Source organism: Actinoplanes sp. NPDC049668, from assembly GCF_044465445.1.
In the GTDB taxonomy this organism is placed as follows: domain Bacteria; phylum Actinomycetota; class Actinomycetes; order Mycobacteriales; family Micromonosporaceae; genus Actinoplanes.
Window position 1 is genome coordinate 417,088 of sequence record NZ_JBITLR010000005.1, and the last position, 19,896, is coordinate 436,983.

The following is a 19,896-nucleotide window of genomic DNA, read 5'->3' on the forward strand; positions in this document are numbered from 1 at the left end:
CCTGCTTTCATTTCGCTGACATCGGTCGATGCCTGAGGAACGGATAAATGAACACTGAGCCACGCGACCGTCGCCCTCGGCTCGCGGCACTGGACGGGATGCGGTTCCTGGCCGCCGTGGCGGTGATGGTGTTCCACTACGCCGTGGCCTGGCGCATCGACGGCGTACACCCGCCGTCGCAGCTCCTGCCGGCCGGCTCCTGGATCGCCGTGTACGGGTGCCTCGGTGTCGAGGTGTTCTTCATGATCAGCGGGTTCGTGATCTGCATGAGCAGCTGGGGCCGCCGGCTGGGCGACTTCTTCGCCTCCCGGGTCAGCCGCCTCTACCCGGCGTACTGGGTCGCCGTCCTGCTCACCGCGCTCGTCGCCGTCGCGCTCCCGCTCAGCGGCGGCATCTGGGGCCTGGTCGACCCGACGCCGCTCGGTGTCGCGGTGAACCTGACCATGGTGCAGGAACCCCTCGGCGTCGGATCGATGGACGGCGTCTACTGGACGCTCTTCGTGGAGCTGCGCTTCTACCTCCTGTTCGTCATACCGGTCATGCTCGGCCTGACCTACCGCCGCGTCGTGTTCTTCTGCGCCGCCTGGATGACCGTCGCGGTGTTGAGCCCGGTGCTGGGCAGCACGCTACTGAACGCGCTGGCCGTGCCCGAGTACGCCGCGTACTTCGTGGCCGGGATCCTGATGTACCTCGTCCACCGCTTCGGCGGGTCCCCGCTGCTGTACGCGATGATCGCGTTCACCTGGATCGTGAACCTGCACGCGGTGACCCGCCGCGTACACAAGCTCGGCGGCGACTATCCGACCTGGCCGGGAGTCGTCATCATCACGGCGGCCTACGGCATCGTCCTGGCGATCGCACTCGGCCGGCTGGATCGCATCCGCTGGCGGTGGCTGACGACCGCGGGCGCGCTGACCTACCCGCTGTACCTGCTGCACCAGCGGATCGGCTACACGGTGATCCGGAACGTGTACCTGACCTTCCGGCCGCCCGCGTGGCTGGTGCTGGTCGCGACGGGGGTTCTGATGGTGGCACTGGCGTGGGCCGTGCACCGGCTGGTGGAAAGGCCGCTCGCCGGCTACCTCCGGCGGAGTCTGCGGAGCTCGCTCGATCTGATGCGCGCGGCCTCGGTGCCGCTACCGCTGCCTCGGCGCGGCGTGCACCGACCCGAGCCGCGGACCGCCGATGACCGCCTGGACGAAGGCGACCAGCCGGACAAGGCGGTGCCCCAGCGAGGTGTCCGGGCCTCCGTGCCGTAGGTGGCGCAGAATGTGCTGGGACAGTCGGACGTCTTCCAGACCGGCGCGTCGGCAGCGACCCAGGTCGGCCGGCGGAGCGCCGTGCGCGCATGCCCGCCGTCGACTGTCGAATGCGCCGACCTGCCGAGAACAGTGCGGTATGGCATGCGGGCGTTGAGCGAATGCGGTGACGGCGGTCATGACACCTGGTCAAGGCCGGAGACGTGAGCCAGAAAGGCGACTGCTTCGGCGCTGGCGAGCGTCCGCGTGTCCGCGCCATCGCTGTTGTCGGGGAAAAGGTGATGATGCTCGACGTGGCGACCGAGACTCTGCCCGTGTGCCCCGCCGATCAGCTGGAGGTATCGCAGGGCGGTCTGCTCGGGAGGGGTGATGACGTCGGCGTCCCCCACCGCACCTCCACCGGCCGGGTGATGGCACGCAGACTGTCAGCGCTCGACATCCCGCCGTCGCCGGGGCAGATGAGGAAGGCGGCCCGTACTCGATCGTCGCTCTGGTCGCCGCCGGCGCTGTCCAGCAGGTCGTCGATCGTGTCGGGTGAGGTGGTGCGCCGCAGGGACTCGAAGGCATCCGGATACTTCGGAATGACTGGATCGGGAATCTCGCCCTCGGTGAGCAGCCTGACCAAGCCAGGATCGAGACGCGCTCCGACCAGTGCCGCGGCGGCGTATCCGCCGGCTGAGAAGCCCGCCGCACCGACCCAGTCGACGTTGCGGTCCCGCTCGATGAGGTTCAGCGCATGACGCAGGTCGGCCGGACGTTCCCAGACGAAGACGAACCCTGGCGCCGCATAGCCGTCGACCCAATTGTTGCCGTGGTGATCCACCGCCGCGACCAGGAAGCCCGCCTGCGCGAGCGGCTCGGCCAGCCATGCCATGTCGCGGCCGGAAGCCCCCGTCCCGTGCGACAGCAGAACCAATCGGGTGAGGCCGTCCGCGGGCCGAATGAGCGGCTCCCATAGATAGACACGAACCGGCCGAGGGTGCGAAGCATTGTCGAATGACGACCGACTCATGTCCACGGACTCGATTACGTCAGGCGGCGGCACGGCCACGAAGGTAGCGCAGACCCGCCAGACACTCGTGCCGCGCGACGACCACGGCGGAGGTGTACCGGGGCTGGTGCGATGCGCTGACGGGTGGTTGCAGGGCGGTGCCAGACTGTCTTCGCCCGAACGGAGACGAGCAGAGGAGAATCAGTTGAGCCGGGGACCAGGGGCCCAGCTTGATACCGCCTGTCGGAAAGCCGCGTTCTGGGAGTTTTACACGCGTGCCAACGGCGAGCCGGAGCACGACGAGTGGGTGCGGTGGGCCGAGGAGATCGGCGAGCCGTCAATCGACGTGCCGGCACCGGACGGGCCATGGTTCCTGCGGGTCAGCTTCGACCTGTCGGATTACGCCTTCCGCCTGGTACTCGCGGAGACCTCCGAGGACATCGGCTCCGCCGATGTGGACCCGGATTGGCACGACTTCGCCGAGATGGAGTACGAGATCGCCGAGGACGAGCCGGTCCATCCGCACCTCTTGGCGCTGCGCTGGGAAGAGCTGACGGCGGTGGTGGATCGGATGCGCGCCGCGCCGGATCTTCAACAGGTCTCGCCGGGGTTGGCGATGCTGCTGCTGGCTCGGTTCGTGGGCCAGGACGAGGATGAGCAGGATCCCGCCCGGCGGGCCGAACTCGCCGGCGAACTGGCCGCTCTCGGTGCGTTCACCGGCGCGGGTGCCGACCGGATGGCCGCTGAACTGCTGCTCGATCCGAAAGTCGGCCACCGCTGGCACCACGACAGCGTGCGCGGGTGGCGTCTGGACACCGACCGCTGGTGCAACTCGTGGCGCGACGGCGATCACGACTTCCCGTTCGAGGAGATGGCCGCCTTCCGCTCGATGCTGGGCCTGCCTGCTTGACACCAGCGGGGAGGCGGATGCTGTCGTCTCCAGGCCGGCCGCAGATTTCGTTGTCAGCTCCAGTGAGATGCAAAGTAGACCGTCACGGCCAAGGCGGCCGCAGCCAGTCCGATCAGCCCTGCTTGTGCTCCGAGTCCGGCGGCGGATCGGGCCTTCCCGGAGCGTCGGGCGATCCAGATGCCCGCAATCAGCAGGGCCACCGGCGTCAGGCAGACGATCCCCGCGAGCGCCAGCGCGGGGACGAGTGCATTCCATCCGTCTCGCTGGGGAAAGGCGAGGACAAACGTCACCGCGGCAATGGCCAAGGGCACGACGACCCAGACGGCGGCGACAGCGAGAGCACGTCCTTGGCTGACCATGCCGTGATTCTAATGATCATCGGCAATGTCCGACCGAGCCCGAATGAGGAAGCTCGGCCTGCGGATCTTCGAGGCCTGCGGCGCCGACATCGACAACCTCGGCGAGGAACACGGCCACCGCGTGCTGAAGATCCGCGGCAAGGGCGACAAGGCCGTTCTGATCCCCCTACCGCCAGCAGTTGCCCGAGCGATGCCGATGCTGATGCGCATGCGTCTAATCCGGCGGTCCGCCATAATGCGGCCTGTGATTGTCAGGGCCGCCACCGTGAATGATGTAGAAGCGCTGGCTGACGTACATGTCTGGACTTGGCAAAAGGCGTACCGCGGGAAGGTCTCTCAGGAGTACCTGGATCGGATGGATCCATCCCAACGCCAACCTGGATGGCGGCGGATCCTGCAGGACCGCGGTCCCACGGCCACCCTTGTGGCGGAGAACGAGAGCGATGGCGTGGTTGGGTTCATCTGCGTCTCGCCGAGTCGTGACAGCGACACCGTTCCACAGTCGGTGGGCGAGATCCAAGCCCTCTACCTGCTGCCCGCGTACTGGGGCCAAGGCGTCGGTCAGCTGCTCATGGACGCGGGCTTGCGCCGGCTCGCGGAGGCGGGTTACCGAGAGATCAGCTTGTGGGTGTTGGCTACGAACGATCGGGCTCGACGCTTCTATGAAGCCGGCGGCTGGCGTCCGGACGGCTCAACGAAGACGGATGACTCCCGTGGCTTTCCGTTGGTCGAGGTTCGCTACCGCCGAGGTGTCAGCGCCGAACCGACGATCGTGGCGCCGACATCCTGATCTGCCGCCGAGCGGGCGCGCTGTCCCATGGAACGACCACACAGTTACGTTGGGCGCCATGCAGACATTCGGCCGGTTTGCCGGCGTGACGATCGACTGTCAAGATCCGCAGAGCCTTGCCGATTTCTGGTCTTCGGTGCTCGGCGGACGAGTGACGGAGTCCCTTCCCGGCTGGCGGCGGGTGACTGTCGACGACGGCACGCCGGTGTTGACGTTCCAGCCGGTGCCGGAACCTAAAGTCGGCAAGACGCGACTGCATCTGGACGTCGCCGTCCCTGACGCCGGTGAAGCGGTGGATCGGATCGGGGCCCTGGGCGGCCGATGGACCAGCGAACGGCACGACTATCCCGAAGGCACCGTCCTCGTGATGGCCGATCCGGAGGACAACGAGTTCTGCATCGTGCAGTACTACAAGACGTAAGTATCTGATCGGCTTGTCGACTGAGACACCTGTCAGCACCGGGTCCCCGACGCACGCGTTCAGTGGGGGAAGGCCCGCGGGATGCGGGTGGTGGGGATCTCGTTGCGGAATGCCTCGATGCGGCTGGTCACCTGTCGCCTGCCGTAGGTGTTGTCGATGCGGTCGAGATACAGGCAGCGGGCGGCGAGTTTGTCGAGGTCGACGGTGAAATAGATGGCCATCAGCGGGTTGACGAACAAGGTGCTCCCACGGGTGCGCCGGGTGAACTGGACGTCCCCGAACGCGCCGCTGGTGGCCGCGGCGATCTGGCCGTGGACGATGCTCGGCCGTTGCGGCGTGGCGGCGTGCGCGTCGGCGACGGCGTCGCGGTAGAGCTTCGCCTCCCGGCTCGATCCGGGAATCGACAGCGCGCCGAGGTAGCCGCCGTCGCGGTCGAGCGCGGCGAGGTTCTCCAGCACCTGCACGTGGTTGACGCCGTCGTTGGCGTCGATGCCGAAGCCGAGCGAGGTCACCAGCTTGATCGGCAGGTCGAGGCCGGCCACCGCGGCGAGGCTGGTGATGTCCTCCACCGGCGTGCCGAGCCCGTTCTCGTCACCGCGCAGCAGGATGTCGGTGCCGCCGTCGACCAGCACCACCGCGTCGATATCCAGCTCGTCCACCAGATACCGGTAGGCCTGCCGCAGCGTCTGCACGCCCAGCGGAGGAAAGGCGTAGACGGTGGAGGGTAGATCGTTGGCGGCCAGCCACCGGGCGAGTGCGCCCTCCGGGAAGTACCAGTCCGTGCTGGCCGAGTCCGGCGTCACCGCCACCACGTGCTCCGCCACCCACGACTGCCGGTCGATCAGTCCGAGCTCGGAGAACGACAGGCTGGCGAGATGCACCTCCACGCCGCCGGCCCACAGCGCGATCGCCAGTGGCAGCCCGGCATAGACATCGAAGCCGCCCCGGCCCCGGCGATCAGGACCCGGCGGGCCGGCGCCAGCGCGGCGAACAACGGCGGCACGGCCAACGAGAACCTCTCTGGCTCCCCAGGTAGTGCGGCAGGGCTCATCACCGGTCAATGATCAACCATCGCCGCAAACACCGGACGACTACCGAGCCCCGGGCAACGAGTTTGCGCGGCCAGGAGGTCCTCCGTGCCGTAGGTGCCGGTGTTCCTGGTCAGCTGGGGAGTTGTCCGGTCCAGGTGCCGGTACCGGCGTATGCGACGCAGGTGACCCAGCGGCTCTGGTCATAGACCGATTCGGCCGGGAACTCGTAGAACATCTCGCCGTTGGAGAACTGGCCGAACCCGTAGCCGGGGAACTCGCGGCGGCAGCGGTTCTCCGCCGCCGCGTCGACCTTCGGGTCTCCCGGATAGGGCCAGAGTTTGAGGTCGAATACCAGGTACACCTCGGCCTCGTGCGGTTTGTGGCACGCGATCTTGGTCATGTCCTCGACGCGGAGGTCAGGATCGAGGCGCAGAATGCACTCGCCTTTGGCGACCCTGGCCGGCGCCATGGGCGGAGCGCTGTCCGGCGCGTCGGCCGCGGCCTCGGACGGTGACACGTCGGGGGTCGTGCTCATGGAGCTCGACAGGTAGTCGGACACGACGAACGTCAGGACCAGGGTGAGGGCGACTCCCCAGAGGGTCGACAGGCATATCCCCGCGATGGCCAGTCCCAGCCCTCGCCCGCCGCGACGGGTGATCTGGGCGATGGCGACGACGCCGAACACCACGCCGAAGGCGGCACCGAGGCCGACGACGCCGCAGACCAGGGACGCCACGGCGAAGCCGTTGAGGCCGGGCGTCGGCTGTTGCTGTTGCGGCGGCATCGGATACCCACGGGGTGCCTCGTTCACAGCCGGGACCGTACCCGAAGGTTGATCTTCGGTGTGTCCCGGGACCGTGGGCTCAGCCGTTGGCGAGGCGGGTGAGCTGGGCGCGGCGGACGTCGGCGCTCTGGCCTTGGACCAGGATGAACAGGGCGGAGCGGGCGTGCAGCTGCGCGGTGTCGTCCCCGGCCAGGCCCCGGCCGGCGCGCGCGACGACCAGCGCGCGGGTGAGCGTGGCGAGCGCCTCGCCGCTGGCGACCTTCGTGTCCAGCCGCTCCTGGAGGCGGTGCGGCCCACCGCCGTGGGCGGCCGCCTCGTCGGCGAGGGCGTAGGCGGTCTCGCGGATGCGCGCCACCCGTGGGCGCCAGGCGGTGGCGATCGCCTGGACGAGCGGGTCGGGGCTCTCCGCCAGCTCGCGCAGGACCGCGTCGGCGAGTCCGAAGTGGTGGCCGCGCGCGTCGGCGGCGGCGGCGATGTCGTCGAACCTGGTCTGTTCCAGCGTCCGCCGGGAGATCACGTCATCGTCGGGGACGAAGGCGTCCTCGAGGACCACCCGCTCGGTCCGGCTGCCGGCGACGGCGGCCAGCTCGAGGGGAGCGGCCGCGCGGCTGTGGGTGCCGACCCGTACCAGGGCGGTCACGACCGTCTCGGTGGGCGGCTCGACCGCCGCGACCGTCAGCGCCTCGTGCAGGCCCCAGCCGCTGACCCAGGAGATGGTCCCGCTGAAGATCCATCCGCCGTCGACGCGCCGGGCCGCGATGTAGCGCCGGGGGAAGGCGCGTACGTCGCTGATGCCGGCGCCGAGCAGGATCTCGCCGGTGAGCGCCCGGCGGGCCAGCGGCGGCAGGGGGTCCCGCGGAAGCCGTGCGGTCAGAGCGGCGTGCTGTGCCCATACCAGCCAGGTGTTGAAGCAGGCCGCCGCGATGATCTCGTGGATCCGGCGGTCGGCGTCGCGGCCCAGCTCCTTGCCGCCGTACCCGGTGGGGGCGAGGTGGTTGAGCAGGCCGAGCTCGCGCAGCTCCGCGATGCGCTCCGCGGTGACGCCAGAACGCTCGGTCCGCAGCGCGGCCGGGCGCAGCACCCGCTCGGCGTACTCCCGCACGGTGCGGACGAAAGGGTGATCGTCGCTGGCGCTGACGGCCTGCGCGGGGGTAATGGTGTCAGTCATTTTTCGCCGCCTCTTGGTGGATTCCATCAGTAGCGCAGCAGCGGCCGGCTGCCCTGGCGCTTGATCTCCGGCAGGTAGGGCGTGTCGGTGAGGACGAAGTGAGTGATCCCCAGATTCTGGTATCTGCGCAGGGACTTGGCGACGTCCTCGGGGAACCGACGAGCCGGGTGGTCCCGGCGCGGAGTAGAGGTTGTCGTCCAGGACCCCCCCCCGCGGCCGGGTCCGGCAGCCGTTGCTGCCCTATGGCAGCGTGCCGGCTCGGGTCGGGAGCGAAGGCGCACCGGCCGATCGCCATCCGCGCGCCCTTGTCGTCGTCGGCCAACCGCTCGGCTGCTGGCGCAGGCAGGTGATCCGCTGATCGAGTTGGATGCCGGGATTGAGATCGCCGACGTCGGCGTCCAGATCCTGACAATGCTGCCGTCGCCGTCCAACGACGGCCCGCTGCCGGTGGCATGCGTCGTGATCTCCGCACGCATCACCTCACCTGGGCGCGGGCCGGAGCGTGAGACGCCGACGCCGCGGCTGCCGATGACGAAAGGCTGACCTCCGCCTACCGAAGCTTCGGCCGAAGTGCTCTTCATGGCCGGCTACCTGACGACCACAAGGGCGGCGGCGCCAAGCGCCGGCCGTTCAGCGTCCTTGTCTCCACGCTGCCGAGGGGTGGGGTTTCACAGTGGTCGCCATACGTGGCGACGCTTCCACGTTTCGTCACCGGCGCGGAACTCGCGCACCAGTTTCGCGGCCTCCAGCCGGTCGGTGGTCTGGCAGCAGAAGTGCCGGTCCAGCGAGCCTTCCTGGTATTCCAATGCATATGTTCCCGGTGGTACACCTCTCGCCCGGCCGTAACCGATCTGGACGAACCATCCATCGGCGCGTTCCAGGGTCACATAGGTGTTGTCGACGCCGAGCCGGCCGACGGCCCGCTCCAGTCGGCGATCGTCGGGATCGGCCACCGTCGGGTGATGCTCGATCGACAGCGTGAAGGCCGGCCGATAGCCCGGCGCGTTGGGGCTGAGCAGGTGGTCGCCCGGTTCGTAACACACCAACCCGTGCTCGGTCGCGAGCGCCTGGACGGCCTCGCCGACCTCGTCCGCCCGCGACCAGACGCACGAAACGGCCACGATGGCCTGGGATCGCTCCGGTGTCACGCTCCACACGCCGAGCCGGTCGATGTCGGCGTCGCTGAAACTCTCCAGCGGCGGGAACCGGTCAAGCAGAGCGTCGTAGAACCGGCCTACGGCGGGATGCGCGTCGAATACGCCGTCGGAACCCTTGTCCCAGCGCTCCAGCTTCGCGCGCGCCTCGGCCGCGGTGATCGGTTGACTCTCGTGCCAAATGAAAAGGTCAAAACTCACCGCAGCCTCAAGCCCTCCACCTGATCAGCGACGACAGCCTATCGCGTACTGACTGGTCGTTCCTCCCGCTCGTTGTCACATCCGCGGCTCGGCCGGTGTCTCGATGGCATGACGACCTACCAGCCTGGCAGCGGAGCCACCGGCACAGGAGGAACCATGGCGCACACGACCCGCATCCCGCCGGCCGAGATCACCGGCCTCAAGGGAGCGCTGATCAAACGGATGATCGAGAAGAAGCTGGGCAAGGTACCGGCGGCGGTCGGCGTCTACTGGCACAACCCCAAGGTGCTGTTCGCCAGCTCCGGCTTCGGCGGCAAGGTGCAGAAGTGGGACGCCTGCGACGAGGGGCTGAAGTCGTTCGCCCACATGGCGGTCGCGTCGCTGGTCGGCTGCACCTGGTGCCTGGACTTCAACTACTTCGAGGTACGCAACAAGGGGCTCGACGTGGAGAAGGCGCGCGAGATCCCGCGGTGGCGGGAGGCGGACGTCTTCACCGCCCTGGAGCGGGACGTCCTGGAGTACGCCGAGGCGATGAGCCGGACACCGCCGACCGTGACCGACGACCTCGTGGATCGGCTGCGCGCCGAGCTGGGCCCTGCCGCAGTGGTCGAGCTCACCTCGGTGATCGCATTCGCGAACATGAGCACGCGGGGCAATGTGGCGCTCGGCATCGAATCCGACGGTTTCGCCGCCACGTGCGGGTTGAGGCCGCTGGCCGAGCGGCCGGGAGTAGCGTCCGCACGAGAGTGATGTGAGGGAGGCGTCGCCGATGGCCGGCAATCCGGTTCTGATGCACACCGTTCTGGATGCCACGGACGTGAGGGCTCTCGCCGAGTTCTATCGCGAGTTCCTCGGACTGCAATACCGTCCCGGCGACGAACCTCCGGCCGAAGGAACCACCGACGACGAGGACTGGCTCGTCCTGGTCGACGGTGGCGGCAACCGCAGGCTCGCCTTCCAGCAGGTACCCACGTTGGCGCGTCCTACCTGGCCGTCGCACGACGTTCCGAAGCAGATGCATCTCGACTTCCGCGTGCCCACCGTCGAGGAGCTGGAGCGACACCGTCGCCGAGCCGAGCGGCTCGGAGCCGGCCTGCTCCACGACCGCACCGATGACCCGGAGGAGCCCCTCTACGTCCTCGCCGACCCGGCGGGACATCCGTTCTGCGTCCTCGTCGGCTCGACCTAGGCGCTACGGGAGCCACCGGAGGAGGCGAGCAGCGCGTCGGCGACCAGGGCGGCGTCCGCGTCGGCCAGGTCGGCCGGGTACTCCGGCAGCAGGTCGTCCCAGACCGGCAGCCAGGATCCGAACAGTTGAGCCTGGCCTTCGGGCCGGGCGAAGAACCACAGGTGCAGGTGGGCGGCGCCGTCGCCGAAGCGGTACATGTGTGCCCGCGCGATGTGCGGCACGGCCTGCATGTGCCGCACGATGCGGGTACCCAGCAGGCCGAGTTCCGCGGCCATTTCGTCGGGCAGGTCGGCCAGGTCGTAGTGGTCACGGGGGTAGAGCATCAGGATCAGCGGCAGCCCGACGCCGGGGATCCGGTCCAGCCGCCAGCGCTCGTTGAACCAGATGCCCTTGTCCCGGTCGCCGCAGATGCCGCACTCCGCCGGATCCTCGCCGTGCCGCGGCGCCTCGGGTACCACCGGCGGCCGTAGCGGGGTGACACGCAGGCCGTCCTGCACGAACGGGCTGATCTCCCAGGCCGTCATGCGGGACAGGGGAAGGCGGCGCTCGCTGTCCGTGGCGGCAAGCGCGTGCTGATAGAACTCGTCCGGGGTCAAAGCCATGGCCGCAGGGTAGTCACGCCGAACGGTACGACGGCGGGAAGGCCTCGGGCGAGAGTGCGGGCGAGCGCATCCGGATCGGCCGTCTCCGGTCCATCTGGGACTTTCGGCCGGGGCCCGCGGGACGGCGATCAGGGTGCCCAGCAGGTCATCTTGACGTCGTGTGCCGCCGTGGTGGTGACAACCTTTCCTGCCGCCTGGGCGTTGAGTTCGTCCAGGTGCGCTGTCAGGACGGTACGTACGCGGGGATCGTCGGCCTGCTTCGCGAGGTCCCACACGGCCTCGGCCTGCTCGTGGAAGTACGTTCTGTCGATCTTCACCCGCCTTGCGTCCGGCGTGCCGTTCCGCACGGCGGCGAAGTAGGCCTTCGCGGCGGCGGCGCTGTCCGTGTCATCGATGTTGTAGGCGGTGTACAGGTCGTCCCACTCGCTGCAGATCGTTTCGCTGTTGCCGGTGAGTGGCCCGGGCGCTGGGAAGGTCGGATTCACCGGCGTGGGTGCCGGCCCGGAGCAACCGGCGGATGCCAGCGCCACGACGCCCAAGGCAGTGATCACCGCGAATCGGAACATGGCCGGAGTGTAGATTTGCGCGGCCACCTAGGGTTGGCCGCGTGAGAACGATCTCCGTCTCGGCGCCCGAGGGCGCACGGTGGGACGTCCGTGTCGTGTGGGCGCCGCGCTGGCGGGCGCTCGCGCGACGCTTCGGCGGCTGGCGGTCCAAGCGCACCGGCAACTCCGACGACCTGGTCGACGGTGCCCTTCAGGTCGGCGACGCGTCCACGTCCGGCGGCGGCGGGGGAGGCGGCCTGAGCGGCCTGGGGGACGAGATCGTGGCCATCCTGGTCATCTTCATCGCCCTGGTCCTGGCGGTGGCGCTGTTCTGGTGGGTGCTGCTGCCGCTGCTCCTGCTGGTGCTCGACGTCGTCATCGTGCTGATCCTGCTGGCGGCGTCGATCGCGGCGCGGGTGCTGCTGCGCCGCCCCTGGACGGTCGAGGCGACCGCACCCGGCCGCGGCCGGATCACCGCCCACGTGGTCGGCTGGCGGGCGGCCCTGCGCCGCCGCGACGAGATCGCCGACTCCCTGCGCCGCGGCCTGCGACCGACTGACACGTGAGCGGCACAGCTCCGCGGTTTCGTCGGCGGTGACCTGCCCGACGGCCTGGAGGCCGAGCTGGACCAGAGGATCCGCGAGCTTTCGCACCGACCCGGGCTACCGGGGGCGCTGGTCGACGATGCGGCGCATCTTGCCCATCGAGCGTTCGACGCCGTCGGGCTCGATCACGTCCACCGCGAGGCTCACCCCGATCGTGTTCTTCACCAGGGCGGCGAGTTCGCGGCCGGCCAGGTCCGCCGCGGCCGGCTCGACGCCGGGGCGGCGCTCGACCTTCACGGTCATGGCGTCGAGGCGGCCGTCGCGGGTGAGCACGCACTGGAAGTGCGGGGCGAGCTGCGGCACGCGCAGGATCAGCTCCTCGATCTGGGTGGGGAACAGGTTGACGCCGCGCAGGATGATCATGTCGTCGCTGCGGCCGGTGATCTTCTCGATGCGGCGCATCGGGCGGGCGGTGCCCGGCAGCAGCCGGGTCAGGTCCCGGGTGCGGTAGCGCACGACCGGCATGGCCTGGCGGCTCAGCGACGTGAACACCAGCTCGCCGGTCTCGCCGTCGGGCAGCACCTCGCCGGTGACCGGGTCGACGATCTCCGGGTAGAAGTGGTCCTCCCAGACGTGCAGGCCGTCCTTGGTCTCCACGCACTCGCTCGCGACGCCGGGGCCCATGACCTCGGAGAGGCCGTAGATGTCGACGGCGTGGATGTCGAGCCGCCGCTCGATCTCGGTGCGCAGGTCCTCGGTCCAGGGCTCGGCGCCGAAGATCCCGACGGACAGCGACGTGCCGCGCGGGTCGATGCCCTGCCGTTGCATCTCGTCGACGATGGCGAGCAGGTAGCTGGGCGTGACCATGATGATGTCGGGCTCGAAGTCCCTGATCAGCATCACCTGGCGCTCGGTCATGCCGCCGGACACCGGGATGACGGTGCAGCCCAGCTCCTCGGCGCCGTAGTGCGCGCCGAGCCCGCCGGTGAACAGGCCGTACCCGTACGCGACATGAACGCGGTCGCCGCGGCGGCCGCCGGCCGCGCGGATGGAGCGGGCCACCAGCCGGGCCCAGGTCCGCACGTCGTCGGCGGTGTAGCCGACGACGGTGGGCCGGCCGGTGGTGCCGGAGGAGGCGTGCAGGCGGGAGATCTGCTCCCGGGGCACGGCGAACATGCCGTACGGGTAGTTGGCGCGCAGCACGGCCTTGTCGGTGAACGGGAACGCGGCCAGGTCGCCCAGCTCCCGTACGTCGGCGGGGTGCGCGCCCGCCGCGTCGAACATCGCGCGGTACGTCGGCACGTTCTCGTACGCGTGCCACAGCGACCAGCGCAGGCGCTCGAGCTGCAGCGCGCGCAGCTCGTCCGGCGACGCGCGCTCGATCGGGTCCAGCTCCGCCGGGCTCGGGGTGCGGTCCTGCATGACGGCCTCCTGTCCGGAGCCTATTTCCTCGTGCGCAGGCCGTCGAAGGCGACGATGGTGACGGCGTCGGCGAGCTCGGCCGCGCCGCCGCGGCGCGGGCGGTACCACTCGATCAGCGAATTGACCATGCCGAACAGCAGGCGGGCGGCGGTGGCCGCGTCCACATCATGGCGGATGGCGCCCTCGGCCTGCGCCTGTTCGACGAGCCGGGTGACCTCGGCGTCGAAGACCCGGCGGCGCAGCAGGGCCTGCTGCTCCACCTCCGTGTTGCCGCGCACCCGCAGCAGCAGCGTCACGTACTCCAGGCGGTCGGCGAGCACCAGCACGCTGGCGCGGACGAGCGCCTCGAGGCGGTCGATGGCGGGCGCCTCCCGGTCGACGCCGGCGATCGCGTCGTCCAGGCCGTCGAGCGCGTGGTCGACGGCGATCCGGAGCAGCTCCTGCTTGCCGGCGACGTGGTGGTAGAGGCTCGACTTGGTGATGCCGAGCCGCTTGGCGACGTCGTCCATGCTGGTCGCCTCGTAGCCGCGCTCGTTGAACAGGCGCACCGCGGCCGCGAGGACCGCGGACTGGTCGTGGCCGGGCCGGCCACGCCGCGGCCGCTCGTGCGCGGCGGTGCGCACAGCGTTCTCATGAGCCATATTTTCCTCCGGCTCCCGCCCGGGCTTGATTACCGACCGATCGGACGGTAAAGATGAGGTACAGCCAACCGCACAGGAGCGCCGATGACAACCCCCGCCGAGTACTACGAGACGCACCGCGAGCTGCTCGACAAGGCGATCGAGGCATCCGCCACGCGCGACTACTGGTCGGCGTACCCCGAGTCGCCCAGCAAATCCGTGTACGGCGAGGACGCCGCGCCCGCCGGCGAGCGGGCGTTCCAGGCGCTGCTCGGCACGGACTTCCCGATCGAGGTGCCCGGCGCGACCGGCACCGCGGCCACCGAGCGCTCGCCGTACGGGATCGACCTCGACATCCGTTATCCCAAGGGCGACCCGGCCGCGCTCGTCGCCGCCGCCCGCGCCGCCATGCCGGCCTGGCGCGCCGTCGGCCCGCAGGGGCGGGCCGGCGTGGCCGCCGAGATCCTGCGGCGGATCAACGGCCGCATCTTCGAGCTGGCGCACGCCGTGCAGCACACCACCGGCCAGGCGTTCGTCATGGCCTTCCAGGCCGGCGGCGCGCACGCGCAGGACCGCGGCCTGGAGGCGGTCGCGGTCGCCCTCGCCGAGTCGACCCGCATCCCGGCCACCGCGGTCTGGGGCAAGCCGCAGCGCGGCACCGACCCGCTGCGCCTGGCCAAGACCAGCACCGTCGTCGGCCGTGGCGTCGCGCTCATGATCGGCTGCAACACGTTCCCGACCTGGAACGGCTACCCCGGCCTGTTCGCGAGCCTGGTCACCGGCAACGCCGTGATCGTCAAGCCGCACCCGGGCGCGGTGCTGCCGCTGGCCATCACCGTGCAGATCGCCCGCGAGGTGCTCAGCGAGGCCGGCCAGGACCCCAACCTGGTGACCCTCGCGGTCGAGGAGCCCGGCGAGGGCATCGCCGCGACCCTGGCCACCCACCGCGACGTGCGCATCGTCGACTTCACCGGCTCCAGCGAGTTCGGCAACTGGCTGGAGGCCAACGCCCGCCAGGCGGTCGTCTACACCGAGAAGGCCGGCCTCAACACCGTCATCGTCGACTCCACCGACGACTACAAGGGGTTGCTGCGCAACCTGGCCTTCTCCCTCTCGCTGTACAGCGGCCAGATGTGCACCACGCCGCAGAACCTGCTCGTGCCGTCCGGCGGCATCGAGACCGACGCGGGCCACCGCAGCGTCGACGAGTTCGGCGCCGACCTCGCGACCGCGCTGGACAAGCTGCTCGGCGACCCCAAGCGGGCGGCCGGCACCCTCGGCGCGATCGTCAACGACGGCGTGCTGGCCCGGCTGGCCGAGGCCGGCGGCGCGCCCGGCGTCATCCACGCCTCCGCGGCCGTGACCGACGAGGGATTCCCGGGCGCCACCATCCGGACGCCGGTCGTGCTGCGCATCGACGCCGCCGACGAGAAGACCTACACCCGCGAGTGGTTCGGGCCGATCTCGTTCGTCATCGCCACCGGCTCCACCCGGCACAGCCTCGAGCTGTTCACCGAGACCGTCCGGGACCACGGCGCGCTCACCGCGTCGGTCTACTCGACCTCGCCGGAGGTGCTCGAGGCGGCCCGCGAGGCGGCGCTCGAGGCCGGCGTGCACCTGTCGCAGAACCTCACCGGCGGCGTGTTCGTCAACCAGACCGCCGCGTTCAGCGACCTGCACGGCACCCCGGCGAACCCCGCCGCGACCGCGTCGCTGAGCGACTCGCACTTCGTCACCGGCCGCTTCTTCACGCTGCAGTCGCGCCACCACGTCGCGGAGCAGGCCGATGCCTGAGGCCTACCTGGTCGGCGGCGTCCGCACCCCGCAGGGCAAGTACGGCGGCGCGCTGGCCGGCGTACGCCCCGACGACCTGGCCGGGCTCGTCGTCGCCGCGGCCGTCACCCGCGGCGGCGTGCCCGGCGAGGCGGTCGACGAGGTGATCCTCGGCGCGGCGAACCAGGCCGGCGAGGACAACCGCAACGTGGCGCGGATGGCCGTGCTGCTCGCGGGCCTGCCCGACGTCGTGCCCGGCTACACCGTCAACCGGCTCTGCGCCAGCGGCCTGACCGCGATCGTCTCGGCCGCCCAGGCGGTACGCAGCGGCGAGGCCGACGTGATCGTGGCCGGCGGCGTCGAGTCCATGACCCGGGCGCCGTGGGTCATGGCCAAGCCCGGCACGCCGTGGGCGCGCCCCGGCGAGGTCGTCGACTCGTCGCTGGGCTGGCGCTTCACCAACCCGGCGTTCGCCGCGCACGACCGCGGCGCCGGCACCGGCCCCGAGGACCGCCGGGTCACCCTCGCCATGGGTGAGACGGCCGAGGAGGTCGCCGCCCTCGACGGCATCACCCGCGCCGAGAGCGACGCCTTCGCGCTGCGCAGCCACGAGCGGGCCGTCGCGGCGATCGACGCCGGCCGCTTCGACGCCGAGATCGTCGGTGTGCCGGTCAAGGACGGCCAGGTCACCACCGACGAGATCCCGCGCCGCGGCGGCAGCCTCGAGAAGCTGGCCACGCTGCGCCCGGTCTTCCGGGCCGGCGGCGTGGTCACCGCCGCGTCGTCGTCGCCGCTCTCCGACGGCGCCGCCGCCGTCGTGGTGGCGAGCGAGGCGGCGGTCAAGCGGTACGGCCTGACCCCGCGCGCCCGCATCGTCACCTCCGCCAGCGCCGGCGTGCCGCCGCAGATCATGGGCCTCGGCCCGGTGCCCGCCACCGAGAAGGCCCTCGCCCGGGCCGGCTGGGGCGTCGGCGACGTCGACGCGGTCGAGCTCAACGAGGCCTTCGCCGTGCAGTCCCTGGCGGTGATCCGGCGGCTGAAGCTGGACGAGGAGCGGGTCAACGCCGACGGCGGCGCCATCGCGCTCGGCCACCCGCTCGGCTGCTCCGGCGCCCGCCTGACCGTCACCCTGCTCGGCCGGATGGAGCGCGAGCAGGCCCGCCGCGGCCTCGCCACGCTCTGCGTCGGCCTCGGCCAGGGCGTCGCCATGCTCGTGGAGCGCGTCTGATGACCTCGCCCGCCACCATCGCGGTGGAAGAACAGGACGACCGCGTGGTGGTGACGCTGCACCGGCCGCAGGCCCGCAACGCCATCAACGCGGCGATGATCCGCGAGCTGCACGAGGTCTGCGCCGACCTCGAGGAGAACCCGCGGCTGCTGCTGCTCACCGGGGCCGACGGCGTGTTCGCCGCCGGCGCCGACATCGCCGAGCTGCGGGCCCGCGGCCGCGACCAGGCGCTGCAGGGCATCAACAGCCGCCTGTTCGACCGCATCGCCCGGCTGCCGATGCCGACGGTGGCCGCGGTCGACGGCTACGCGCTCGGCGGGGGAGCGGAGCTGGCCTACGCCTGCGACATCCGGCTGGCCTCGCCTGCCGCGACGTTCGGCAACCCCGAGCCGGGCCTGGGCATCCTCGCCGCGGCCGGCGCGACCTGGCGGCTGCGCGAGCTGGTCGGCGCCTCGGTGGCCAAGCAGGTCCTGCTCGCCGGCCGCCGGCTGGCCGCCGAGGACGCCTGGCGGCTCGGCCTGGTCGCCGAGGTGGTGCCCGCGGACGACCTGCTCAAGCGGGCGCACGCGCTGCTCGACCGGATGGCGCGCTCTTCAGCGCTGGCGCTGCGACTGACCAAGCTGGTCACCGACGCGCCGGGCGGCCACCCGGCTACCGACGATCTCGCTCAGGCGATCCTCTTCGAGTCCCAGGAGAAGCACACCCGCATGGACGCCTTCCTGTCCGGAGAACGGTCATGACCGCCGTGCCGAAGATCGTCGGCGTCATCGGCGGCGGGCGGATGGGCGCGGGCATCGCCCAGGTCTTCGCCGCCGCCGGCGCCTCGGTGACCATCGTCGAGCGGGACCCGGCCGCCGGCGCGGCCGCCCTGGAACGGGTCGGCACCGGCCTGCGCCGCGCCGCCGAGCGGGGCAGGCTCGCCGGGGACGCCGCGCAGGTCCTCGACCGCGTCGGCCTCGCCGCCGACATCTCGGAGCTGCCCGTCGCCGACGTGGTGATCGAGGCCGTGCCCGAGGACGCGGCCCTCAAGATCCGCGTGCTGGCCGCCGCCGAGGCGGTCGCCGGCGAGCACACCGTGCTGGCCACCAACACCAGCTCGCTGTCGATCGCCGGCCTCGCCGAGGGCCTGCGCCGCCCGGCGGCCCTGATCGGCATGCACTTCTTCAACCCCGTGCCGGCCAGCGACCTCGTCGAGATCGTGGTCGGCCCGCAGACCGCTCCCGCGGTCCGCGACGCCGCCCACTCCTGGGCGCTCGGCCTGGGCAAGACCGCCATTCTGGTACGCGACTCGCCCGGCTTCGCCACCAGCCGCCTCGGCGTCCTGCTCGGCCTCGAGGCCATCCGGATGCTCGAGGAGGGCGTCGCCGACGCGGCCTCGATCGACCGGGCGATGGAGCTCGGCTACCGGCACCCGATGGGCCCGCTGCGCTCCACCGACCTCGTCGGCCTCGACGTGCGGCTCGCGATCGCCGAGCACCTGCACCGCGAGCTCGGCGACCGTTTCGCGCCGCCGCAACTTCTGCGTGACAAGGTGGCCCGGGGAGAGCTGGGCCGCAAGACCGGACAGGGCTTCCACACCTGGGAGGTGAACCGATGAGCGAGGCTACGTTCGCGGAGACCATCGCGAAGGACCAGCGGGTCGAGCCGCGGGACTGGATGCCGGACGGGTACCGCAAGACGATGATCCGGCAGATCGCGCAGCACGCGCACTCGGAGATCATCGGCATGCAGCCGGAGGGCGAGTGGATCACCCGCGCGCCGTCGCTGCGCCGCAAGGCGATCCTGCTCGCGAAGGTGCAGGACGAGGCCGGGCACGGCCTCTACCTGTACTCGGCGGCCGAGACGCTCGGCGCCGACCGCGGCGACCTGACCCGCCGGCTCATCGAGGGCCGGCAGAAGTACTCGTCGATCTTCAACTACCCGACCCTGTCCTTCGCCGACGTCGGCGTCATCGGCTGGCTGGTCGACGGCGCCGCGATCTGCAACCAGGTGCCGCTGTGCCGCAGCTCCTTCGGCCCGTACGCCCGGGCGATGATCCGGATCTGCAAGGAGGAGTCCTTCCACCAGCGGCAGGGCTACGAGCTGCTGATGACCATGATGGGCGGCACGCCGGCGCAGCGGGAGATGGTGCAGGACGCCGTGAACCGCTGGTGGTGGCCGTCGCTGATGATGTTCGGGCCGCCCGACGACCAGTCGCCGAACTCGGCGCAGTCCATGGCCTGGAAGATCAAGCGGCACACCAACGACGAACTGCGGCAGCGCTACGTCGACATGAGCGTGCCGCAGGCCGAGGCGCTCGGGGTCACCCTGCCGGACCCGGACCTGCGCTGGAACGACGAGCGCGGGCACTGGGACTTCGGCGCCATCGACTGGGACGAGCTCAAGCGGGTCATCTCGGGCGACGGCCCGTGCAACGCCCTGCGCATCGAGAACCGGCGCCGCGCCGACTCCGAGGGCGCCTGGGTCCGCGAGGCGGCCGCGGCACACGCCGCCCGCCGTCAGGAGGTAGCAGCACCATGACCGACGAGATCAAGCACGAGTGGCCGCTGTTCGAGGTGTTCGTCCGGGCCAAGCGCGGCCTGAACCACGTGCACGTCGGCTCGCTGCGCGCCGCCGACCACCAGATGGCCCTGCACCACGCCCGCGACCTCTACACGCGGCGCAACGAGGGCGTGAGCATCTGGGTGGTGCGCTCCGACGACGTCGCGGCGTCGAGCCCGGGGGAGAAGGACGCGTTCTTCTCGCCGAGCGGCGACAAGGTCTACCGGCACCCGACGTACTACTCGATCCCCGACTCCGTACCGCACATCTGAGGCGAGACACATGTCCTTCGACGAGGCCTACGAGGCGCTCACCGACCACGACGACGACGCCCGGTGGGCGTACGGCACCGGGTTCGCCGAC

Annotated in this window: 24 protein-coding genes; 14 read left to right on the forward strand and 10 right to left on the reverse strand. The window is 70.7% G+C overall.

The features are described 5' to 3' along the window. Positions 1 to 47 precede the first annotated feature (47 nt). Complete coding sequence (locus ACIBSW_RS23000; RefSeq protein WP_354722100.1) at positions 48 to 1,259, forward strand: acyltransferase; 1,212 nt, start codon at positions 48 to 50, stop codon at positions 1,257 to 1,259. Positions 1,260 to 1,587: 328 nt separating this feature from the next. Here the strand turns inward: ACIBSW_RS23000 and ACIBSW_RS23005 are convergent, their stop codons facing one another. Then, positions 1,588 to 2,133 carry a hypothetical protein gene (locus tag ACIBSW_RS23005; protein WP_354722101.1) on the reverse strand — a complete coding sequence of 182 codons (546 nt, stop codon included), beginning with the start codon at positions 2,131 to 2,133 and terminating at the stop codon, positions 1,588 to 1,590. 322 nt (positions 2,134 to 2,455) lie between these two features. Here ACIBSW_RS23005 and ACIBSW_RS23010 point away from each other — a divergent pair, with 322 nt between their 5' ends. Further along, entirely contained in the window at positions 2,456 to 3,160 is a 705-nt protein-coding gene (locus tag ACIBSW_RS23010; RefSeq protein ID WP_354722102.1) for a hypothetical protein, read from the forward strand. Positions 3,161 to 3,213: 53 nt separating this feature from the next. Here ACIBSW_RS23010 and ACIBSW_RS23015 read toward each other — a convergent pair whose 3' ends face one another. Then, positions 3,214 to 3,519 carry a hypothetical protein gene (locus tag ACIBSW_RS23015; RefSeq protein WP_354722103.1) on the reverse strand — a complete coding sequence of 102 codons (306 nt, stop codon included), beginning with the start codon at positions 3,517 to 3,519 and terminating at the stop codon, positions 3,214 to 3,216. A gap of 43 nt (positions 3,520 to 3,562) precedes the next feature. Between ACIBSW_RS23015 and ACIBSW_RS23020 the strand changes: the two genes are divergently transcribed. After that, positions 3,563 to 4,309 carry a GNAT family N-acetyltransferase gene (locus ACIBSW_RS23020; protein WP_354722104.1) on the forward strand — a complete coding sequence of 249 codons (747 nt, stop codon included), beginning with the start codon at positions 3,563 to 3,565 and terminating at the stop codon, positions 4,307 to 4,309. Between the two features lie 58 nt (positions 4,310 to 4,367). Beyond that, positions 4,368 to 4,730 carry a VOC family protein gene (locus tag ACIBSW_RS23025; protein WP_354722105.1) on the forward strand — a complete coding sequence of 121 codons (363 nt, stop codon included), beginning with the start codon at positions 4,368 to 4,370 and terminating at the stop codon, positions 4,728 to 4,730. A gap of 59 nt (positions 4,731 to 4,789) precedes the next feature. Here the strand turns inward: ACIBSW_RS23025 and ACIBSW_RS23030 are convergent, their stop codons facing one another. The 3 genes from ACIBSW_RS23030 to ACIBSW_RS23040 all read right to left on the reverse strand — a co-directional run bounded on the left by ACIBSW_RS23030 (position 4,790) and on the right by ACIBSW_RS23040 (position 7,713). Then, positions 4,790 to 5,611 carry a DUF1152 domain-containing protein gene (locus ACIBSW_RS23030; RefSeq protein ID WP_354722106.1) on the reverse strand — a complete coding sequence of 274 codons (822 nt, stop codon included), beginning with the start codon at positions 5,609 to 5,611 and terminating at the stop codon, positions 4,790 to 4,792. A 280-nt stretch (positions 5,612 to 5,891) separates the two neighbouring features. Next, positions 5,892 to 6,572 (reverse strand): DUF4190 domain-containing protein, encoded by a 681-nt coding sequence (locus ACIBSW_RS23035; protein ID WP_354722107.1) that lies wholly within the window; start codon positions 6,570 to 6,572, stop codon positions 5,892 to 5,894. Between the two features lie 52 nt (positions 6,573 to 6,624). Next, a complete protein-coding gene (locus ACIBSW_RS23040) occupies positions 6,625 to 7,713 on the reverse strand; it encodes an acyl-CoA dehydrogenase family protein (protein ID WP_354722108.1) in 1,089 nt (362 codons plus the stop codon). Positions 7,714 to 8,076: 363 nt separating this feature from the next. Between ACIBSW_RS23040 and ACIBSW_RS23045 the strand changes: the two genes are divergently transcribed. Beyond that, on the forward strand, positions 8,077 to 8,256 hold the full coding sequence (locus ACIBSW_RS23045; RefSeq protein WP_354722109.1) for a hypothetical protein: 180 nt from the start codon (positions 8,077 to 8,079) through the stop codon (positions 8,254 to 8,256). A 125-nt stretch (positions 8,257 to 8,381) separates the two neighbouring features. On the opposite strand, the gene ACIBSW_RS23050 is transcribed toward ACIBSW_RS23045, so the two are convergent. Beyond that, a complete protein-coding gene (locus tag ACIBSW_RS23050; RefSeq protein WP_354722110.1) occupies positions 8,382 to 9,068 on the reverse strand; it encodes a hypothetical protein in 687 nt (228 codons plus the stop codon). Between the two features lie 156 nt (positions 9,069 to 9,224). Between ACIBSW_RS23050 and ACIBSW_RS23055 the strand changes: the two genes are divergently transcribed. Continuing rightward, positions 9,225 to 9,818: a carboxymuconolactone decarboxylase family protein gene (locus ACIBSW_RS23055; RefSeq protein WP_354722111.1), complete on the forward strand. Its 594-nt coding sequence runs from the start codon at positions 9,225 to 9,227 to the stop codon at positions 9,816 to 9,818. Positions 9,819 to 9,837: 19 nt separating this feature from the next. Further along, positions 9,838 to 10,257 (forward strand): VOC family protein, encoded by a 420-nt coding sequence (locus ACIBSW_RS23060; protein ID WP_354722112.1) that lies wholly within the window; start codon positions 9,838 to 9,840, stop codon positions 10,255 to 10,257. On the opposite strand, the gene ACIBSW_RS23065 is transcribed toward ACIBSW_RS23060, so the two are convergent. Together ACIBSW_RS23065 and ACIBSW_RS23070 are read right to left on the reverse strand one after the other, a co-directional pair. Beyond that, entirely contained in the window at positions 10,254 to 10,859 is a 606-nt protein-coding gene (locus ACIBSW_RS23065) for a hypothetical protein (protein WP_354722113.1), read from the reverse strand. The genes ACIBSW_RS23060 and ACIBSW_RS23065 overlap by 4 nt on opposite strands. Positions 10,860 to 10,987: 128 nt before the next feature. Further along, on the reverse strand, positions 10,988 to 11,425 hold the full coding sequence (locus ACIBSW_RS23070; protein WP_354722114.1) for a hypothetical protein: 438 nt from the start codon (positions 11,423 to 11,425) through the stop codon (positions 10,988 to 10,990). A gap of 41 nt (positions 11,426 to 11,466) precedes the next feature. Here ACIBSW_RS23070 and ACIBSW_RS23075 point away from each other — a divergent pair, with 41 nt between their 5' ends. Beyond that, entirely contained in the window at positions 11,467 to 11,970 is a 504-nt protein-coding gene (locus ACIBSW_RS23075) for a hypothetical protein (protein WP_354722115.1), read from the forward strand. A 96-nt stretch (positions 11,971 to 12,066) separates the two neighbouring features. On the opposite strand, the gene paaK is transcribed toward ACIBSW_RS23075, so the two are convergent. Then, positions 12,067 to 13,371: a phenylacetate--CoA ligase PaaK gene (gene paaK, locus ACIBSW_RS23080; RefSeq protein ID WP_354722116.1), complete on the reverse strand. Its 1,305-nt coding sequence runs from the start codon at positions 13,369 to 13,371 to the stop codon at positions 12,067 to 12,069. Positions 13,372 to 13,391: 20 nt separating this feature from the next. Then, entirely contained in the window at positions 13,392 to 14,012 is a 621-nt protein-coding gene (locus tag ACIBSW_RS23085; RefSeq protein WP_354722117.1) for a TetR/AcrR family transcriptional regulator, read from the reverse strand. Between the two features lie 84 nt (positions 14,013 to 14,096). On the opposite strand from ACIBSW_RS23085, the gene paaN reads away from it, so the two are divergent. From paaN to paaB, 6 genes are read left to right on the forward strand one after another with little or no spacing between them, the layout of a single operon-like run. Beyond that, complete coding sequence (gene paaN / locus ACIBSW_RS23090) at positions 14,097 to 15,785, forward strand: phenylacetic acid degradation protein PaaN (RefSeq protein WP_354722118.1); 1,689 nt, start codon at positions 14,097 to 14,099, stop codon at positions 15,783 to 15,785. Beyond that, positions 15,778 to 16,992, forward strand: a complete 1,215-nt coding sequence (locus ACIBSW_RS23095) for a thiolase family protein (RefSeq protein WP_354722119.1) — start codon at positions 15,778 to 15,780, stop codon at positions 16,990 to 16,992. Before paaN ends, ACIBSW_RS23095 begins: the two co-directional genes overlap by 8 nt. Beyond that, on the forward strand, positions 16,992 to 17,732 hold the full coding sequence (locus tag ACIBSW_RS23100) for an enoyl-CoA hydratase/isomerase family protein (protein WP_354722120.1): 741 nt from the start codon (positions 16,992 to 16,994) through the stop codon (positions 17,730 to 17,732). Before ACIBSW_RS23095 ends, ACIBSW_RS23100 begins: the two co-directional genes overlap by 1 nt. Further along, positions 17,729 to 18,589, forward strand: coding sequence for a 3-hydroxyacyl-CoA dehydrogenase family protein (locus ACIBSW_RS23105; protein ID WP_354722121.1), 861 nt, complete (start codon positions 17,729 to 17,731; stop codon positions 18,587 to 18,589). Before ACIBSW_RS23100 ends, ACIBSW_RS23105 begins: the two co-directional genes overlap by 4 nt. Then, entirely contained in the window at positions 18,586 to 19,512 is a 927-nt protein-coding gene (gene paaA / locus ACIBSW_RS23110; RefSeq protein ID WP_354722122.1) for a 1,2-phenylacetyl-CoA epoxidase subunit PaaA, read from the forward strand. Before ACIBSW_RS23105 ends, paaA begins: the two co-directional genes overlap by 4 nt. After that, positions 19,509 to 19,805, forward strand: a complete 297-nt coding sequence (gene paaB / locus ACIBSW_RS23115) for a 1,2-phenylacetyl-CoA epoxidase subunit PaaB (RefSeq protein WP_354722123.1) — start codon at positions 19,509 to 19,511, stop codon at positions 19,803 to 19,805. Before paaA ends, paaB begins: the two co-directional genes overlap by 4 nt. Positions 19,806 to 19,896: the final 91 nt, after the last annotated feature.